The 5,765-nt window shown below is 63.5% G+C and carries 6 protein-coding genes; 5 read left to right on the forward strand and 1 reads right to left on the reverse strand.

All coding sequences use genetic code 11. The features are described from left to right. Positions 1 to 17: 17 nt before the first annotated feature. A complete protein-coding gene (locus IV091_RS03165; RefSeq protein ID WP_293465007.1) occupies positions 18 to 527 on the reverse strand; it encodes a MarR family transcriptional regulator in 510 nt (169 codons plus the stop codon). 125 nt (positions 528 to 652) lie between these two features. On the opposite strand from IV091_RS03165, the gene badH reads away from it, so the two are divergent. From badH to IV091_RS03190, 5 genes are all read left to right on the forward strand, one after another. Next, complete coding sequence (gene badH, locus IV091_RS03170) at positions 653 to 1,420, forward strand: 2-hydroxycyclohexanecarboxyl-CoA dehydrogenase (protein ID WP_293465009.1); 768 nt, start codon at positions 653 to 655, stop codon at positions 1,418 to 1,420. A 138-nt stretch (positions 1,421 to 1,558) separates the two neighbouring features. Then, complete coding sequence (gene badI, locus IV091_RS03175; RefSeq protein ID WP_293465013.1) at positions 1,559 to 2,341, forward strand: 2-ketocyclohexanecarboxyl-CoA hydrolase; 783 nt, start codon at positions 1,559 to 1,561, stop codon at positions 2,339 to 2,341. A gap of 22 nt (positions 2,342 to 2,363) precedes the next feature. Then, positions 2,364 to 4,361: an AMP-binding protein gene (locus IV091_RS03180; protein WP_293465015.1), complete on the forward strand. Its 1,998-nt coding sequence runs from the start codon at positions 2,364 to 2,366 to the stop codon at positions 4,359 to 4,361. Between the two features lie 50 nt (positions 4,362 to 4,411). Beyond that, positions 4,412 to 5,416, forward strand: coding sequence for a tripartite tricarboxylate transporter substrate binding protein (locus tag IV091_RS03185; RefSeq protein ID WP_293465018.1), 1,005 nt, complete (start codon positions 4,412 to 4,414; stop codon positions 5,414 to 5,416). Between the two features lie 51 nt (positions 5,417 to 5,467). Continuing rightward, a partial coding sequence (locus IV091_RS03190; RefSeq protein WP_293465021.1) for an acyl-CoA dehydrogenase family protein occupies positions 5,468 to 5,765 on the forward strand: 298 nt, incomplete at its 3' end.

Below are 5,765 nucleotides of genomic sequence, written 5' to 3' on the forward strand. Positions count from 1 at the left end.
AACAACCCACCGGGACATCAGTCCCCTTGCACCACCTCCCCCGCCTCCTCCCCATCCAGCCGCTTCATGTTGTCCAGCAGCTTGAGCAGGTAATGCAGCGTATGCGTGAGGTCGCTGGTGGAAAACCCTTCCAGTGCCTGCTCGTAATAGTGATGGATCTTGGGTTGCGCCTTCAGCGTCCAGACCTCCCGGCCTGACGCCGTCATCGTCACCAGCCGCGAACGGCGGTCGCGCCCGTCGGGGGCCGTGCCAATATGGCCGTCGCGTTCCATCCGGCTGATCAGCCCCGCCAGATTCTGGCGGCTCACCATCAGGTAGCGGGCCAGGTCGCCCACGCTCATGCCGCCCTCCGCTTCCGGTCGCGACAAGGCGCCCAGCACCGCCCACTGCTGGGTCGTCAGGCCTTCGGCCTCTACCGCGCGTGTCCCTGTTTTATGCAACATATTGGTACATTGATACAAACGAAAGAACAACCTGTTGGCCAGTTCCATTCGTACAGAAATACCGCTTTCATTAGGGTAAACCATATAACTTTCATCCAAAATACGCTTGCTCTAAAAAATTCTTCAGCCTAATATACGTCAATGTATTGACCTAAATATCCAGGCCAGTGCAGCAAGCATACCAACCTGAACGACTGATGGAGAGAAGCATGAAGAAACTGGAAAACAAGACGGTCATCGTGACTGGCGGCGGCGGCGGCATTGGCGGCGCAACCTGCCATCGTTTTGCAGCGGAAGGCGCCAAGGTCGCCGTGTTTGACATGAACGTCGAAGCTGCCGAGCGCGTGGCCAACGAGATCAAGGCCGCCGGCGGCACCGCCCAGGCCTTCAAGTGCAACATCACCGACCGCGCCGAAGTCGATGCCGCCGTGGCGGCCGCCGAAGCGGCGCTGGGCCCCATCGCCGTGCTGGTGAACAACGCCGGCTGGGATGTTTTCAAACCCTTCCTCAAGACCGTGCCGGCCGAGTGGGACAAGCTGATTGCCATCAACCTGACCGGCGCGCTGCACATGCACCACGCGGTGCTGCCGGGCATGGTCGAGCGCAAGTACGGCCACATCGTGAACGTGGCGTCTGACGCGGCGCGGGGCGGCTCTTCCGGCGAGGCGGTGTACGCCGCCTGCAAGGGCGGCCTGGTGGCTCTGTCCAAGACGCTGGCGCGTGAACACGCCCGCCAGGGCATCACCGTCAATGTGGTGTGCCCCGGCCCGACCGACACCGCCCTGCTCGCCGGCGTGGCCGAAGGCGCCCGTGACCCGGCCAAGCTGATCGAAGCGTTCAGAAGCGCCATTCCGCTGGGCCGCCTGGGCCAGCCCGACGACCTGGCCAGCGCCATCGTTTTCTTCGGCAGCGACGACGCCAGCTTCATCACCGGCCAGGTCATCAGCGTGTCGGGCGGCCTGACCATGCACGGATGAGCCCCCACGCTCCCCACTTCGTGTGGTTCGCTGCCCCCCGAGGGGGCGCTGCGCCTGCGGCCCCTGCTGGTATGACGCCACCCCCACGCTTGTCGCTTCGCTGAATTTTTAACTTACTCCAACCCACAGGAAATCACCATGACTTTCGAAGACATCCTTTACGAAGTACGCAACGGCGTGGCCTGGATCACCATCAACCGCCCTGACAAGATGAACTCGTTTCGCGGCCAGACCTGCGACGAGATCATCAAGGCGCTGAACAAGGCGGGCTATGACAAGGGCGTCGGCGCCATCGTGCTGGCCGGCGCCGGCGACCGGGCGTTTTGCACCGGCGGCGACCAGTCTGCCCACAACGGCAACTATGACGGGCGCGGCACCATCGGCCTGCCGATGGAAGAACTGCACACCGCCCTGCGCGACGTGCCCAAGCCGGTGATTGCCCGCGTGCAGGGTTTTGCCATTGGCGGCGGCAACGTGCTGTGCACGATCTGCGACCTGACGATCTGCTCCGACAAGGCCGTTTTTGGCCAGGTCGGCCCCAAGATGGGTTCCGTCGATCCCGGCTACGGCACGGCTTTCCTGGCACGCGTGGTCGGCGAAAAGAAGGCGCGCGAGATCTGGTATCTGAACCGCCGCTACTCCGGCGCCGAGGCCGTCGCCATGGGCCTGGCCAATATCTGCGTGCCGCACGAGGAACTCGACGCCACCGTCCAGAAGTGGGGTGAGGAAATCTGCGAGCGCAGCCCCACCGCGCTGGCCATTGCCAAGCGCAGCTTCAACGCCGACACCGCCCACCAGGCCGGCATTGCCGGGCTGGGCATGTACGCGCTCAAGCTCTATTACGACACCGAAGAGTCGCGTGAAGGCGTCAATGCGCTGAAGGAAAAGCGCAAGCCCGAATTCCGCAAGTACGCCAAGTAATTTTTAGATCGGAACCCGAATCATGCAAGTCGACGCCCTGAATCCGTCTGGTGCTGTGTGGTGGCCCGACCGCAACACGCTGGAAAACGCCAACCTCACGCGCTTCATGCGCACGCTCGGCGTCGACAGTTTTGAGGCGCTCAATGAAAGCGCCAATGCCGATCCCGCATGGTTTCATGACGCGCTGATCCACTTTCTCGACTATCGATTCCAGGAACCCTACACGCAGGTGCTGGACCTTTCCGAGGGGCTGCCCTTTGCGCATTGGTGTGTGGGCGGCAAGACCAATGTGGTCCTGAACTGCATCGACCGGCGACGCGATACGGCGCGCTACATGCAACCCGCGCTGGTCTGGGAAGGTGAAGACGGCACGGTGACCACCTGGACCTTTGCCGACCTGGACCGCGAGACTTGCCGCCTCAGCTGGGGCCTGCGCAGCCTGGGGTTGGGCCGTGGTGACGTGGTGGGCATGTACCTGCCCAACCTGCTGCAGGCGGCCGCCGCCATGCTGGCTGTGGCAAAGATCGGCGGTATTGTGCTGCCCATGTTTTCGGGCTTCGGCGCCGACGCCATCGCGCAGCGTCTGAACGATGGACAGGCCAAGGCGCTGATCACGGTCGACGGCTCCTTGCGGCGTGGCAAGTGCGTAGGCGCCAAGATTGTTGCCGACGAGGCGCTCCTGCACTGCCCGGACGTGCGTCACGTCGTGGTTCTGAGTCATCTGGCCACCGAACACGGATGGAAAGAGGGGCGCGATCACTGGTGGCATGCGCTCGCCGCCGGCGCGCCTGACGACTACACGGCCGTGCCGACCGAAGCCATGCCGGCCGACGACCCGTTCCTGCTGATGTTCACATCGGGCACCACCGGCAAGCCCAAGGGCGTGGTGCACTCGCATTGCGGTTTCCCGGTCAAGACGGCGCTGGACCTGTCGATCTGCATGGACCTCAAGCCCGAAGACCGCTTCCTGTGGATGTCGGACATGGGTTGGCTGGTGGGTCCGATTCTGGTGTTCGGCGGCCTGCAGGTTGGTGCCACGGTGGTGCTGGCAGAAGGTGCGCCCAACTTCCCGCAACCAGACCGCCTGTGGCGCCTCATCGAGCGTCACCGTGTCACCTACCTGGGTCTCGCACCCACAGTGGCACGTTTGTCGATGTCGATTGAGGACGACGCCTTTGCCGCACTCGATCTCACCTCCTTGCGCGTCATCGTATCCACCGGCGAGCCCTGGACGCCCGAGGCCTGGCAGTGGACATTCGAGCAGGTGGGCAAGCGCAGAGTCCCGCTGCTCAACTATTCCGGAGGAACCGAGATTGGCGGCATCCTGACGGGCACGGTGATTCATCCGCTCAAGCCTTGCGCCTTTGCCGGACCCGTTCCTGGAACCGGCGCTGATGTGGTCGATGCCGAGGGACGCAGCGTCGGCCCGGGCGTCACGGGCGAGCTGGTGATGCGCAGCCCCAGCATCGGGCTCACGCGCGGGCTGTGGCATGACCGTGCGCGCTACCTCGAAAGCTATTGGTCGCGCCTGCCGAACGTGTGGGTGCATGGCGACTTCGTCAGCCGCGACGCGGACGGCATGTGGTACGTGCACGGCCGCTCCGACGACACATTGAAGATTGCGGGCAAGCGCACAGGGCCGTCCGAAATCGAGGCGCTGCTGATGGCCACCGGACTGCTGCTCGACGCGGCCGCGATCGGCGTGCCCGATCCCGTCAAAGGCACTGCGGTGCTTTGTGTTTGCGTCCCGCGCCCCGGCATCGAGATGGACACCGCAGCCAAAAGTCTCTCCAGCGCGGTGGTTGCCGGACTGGGTGGTGCATTCAAGCCCGCCCAGGTGGTTTTTGTTGCCGACCTGCCGCGCACACGCAACATGAAAGTAATGCGCCGCGTTGTCCGCGCCACCTGGCTTGGTGAAGACCCGGGCGACCTGAGCACGCTGGTCAACCCGGAATCGGTGCAGGCGATTGGCGCTGCGCTTACTCCATCTGCTGGCTCGCCTACTCCGACAGGCGAGTGAAACACAGCGCGATTGTCGGCATTTCAACCCCACCCCCTGAGGAGACATCCATGATTCGATTGACTACCCATTCCACGCGCCCCATGTCACGCCGTTGGCTGACGATGGGCACGGCTGCCATGCTGGCCGCGGCAGTGCTTCCAGCGGCCGGCCAGACGGCGGCGTGGCCATCCAAACCTGTGCGCCTGGTGGTGGGCTTTGCCCCTGGCGGCGGCACTGACGTGATGGCCCGCACCCTTGCCCAATCGCTGACCGAGGCGTTGGGGCAGACCTTTATCGTTGAGAACAAGCCCGGCGCCAGCGGCAACCTGGGCGCGAGCGAGGTGGTGAAAGCAGCAGCCGACGGCTACACCTTTCTCATCGCACCGACCTCGGTGGAGACGGTCAATCCATCCCTGTTCAAGTCCAACCTGCTGCCCTCCCGCGATCTCACGCCGGTGATGGGGGTGGGTCGCATGCAGATGTATGTGGTCGCGCGTCCGACGATGGAGGCCAAGGATGTCAAGCAGCTGATTGCCATGGCCAAGGCCCAGCCGGGAAAATTGAACTACGCGTCCTCCGGGGCCGGCACGCCACCTCATTTGGCGGGAGAGTTGTTCAATCAAAGCACCGGCACCAACATCACCCACGTCCCCTACCGTGGATCCGCGCCTGCCCTGCAGGACGTGATGGCCAGCCAGGCCGATTTTGTCTTCGATCCGGGCATTGCTTTTCCGCACATCAAGGCTGGCAAGGTCAAGCTGCTGGCCGTGGCCAGCGACAGGAAATCGCCCTTCTTCCCGGATGCGCCCACTTACGCCGACCTGGGCATTAAAAATGCCAGTCTGGACATCTGGTTTGGCCTTTGGGCGCCTCACAACGTTCCGGCCGACATCACCGATCGTTTGTCCCGTGAGGTGAACAAAGCCTTGTCGGCCCCAGCGACCAAGGAACGCTTCGGCAACCTGGGCGTTGAGCCCGCGCCTCTTGAAACAGCAGCTTTTCGCAAACTGCTGGCCGAAGAAGGCAAGACGCTTTCGGCCTTGATCAAGGAACGCAAGATCGTTGCCGACTGAGCGCCACCCCGGCTCCCACTTTCTCCCAGCAACCAGGAACCGAACCCCATCATGGCCCTCGACACTGAATCCTTTGAGCTCTTGCTCGCCGCCGTCCAGCGCTTCGTCAAGGAACGCCTGGTGCCCGCCGAAAATTACCTGGAAGAGCACGACGAGGTGCCCGCCGACATTGTCGAGGACATGAAAGAAATGGGCCTGTTCGGCCTGACCGTCCCCGAGGAATTCGGCGGCATCGGCCTGTCGGTCAGCCAGGAAGTCCAGGTCAACTATGAGCTGGGCCGCACCGCGGCGGCGTTCCGCTCGGTGTTCGGCACCAATATCGGCATCGGCTCGCAGGGCATCCTGATGG

The organism is Polaromonas sp., assembly GCF_018780625.1.
Classification (GTDB): Bacteria; Pseudomonadota; Gammaproteobacteria; order Burkholderiales; family Burkholderiaceae_C; genus Polaromonas.

Coding starts and splice junctions, on each gene's coding strand:
- IV091_RS03165 (WP_293465007.1), bottom strand. CDS start 527: ATGGTTTACCCTAATGAAAGCGGTATTTCTGTACGAATGGAACTGGCC.
- badH (WP_293465009.1), top strand. CDS start 653: ATGAAGAAACTGGAAAACAAGACGGTCATCGTGACTGGCGGCGGCGGC.
- badI (WP_293465013.1), top strand. CDS start 1,559: ATGACTTTCGAAGACATCCTTTACGAAGTACGCAACGGCGTGGCCTGG.
- IV091_RS03180 (WP_293465015.1), top strand. CDS start 2,364: ATGCAAGTCGACGCCCTGAATCCGTCTGGTGCTGTGTGGTGGCCCGAC.
- IV091_RS03185 (WP_293465018.1), top strand. CDS start 4,412: ATGATTCGATTGACTACCCATTCCACGCGCCCCATGTCACGCCGTTGG.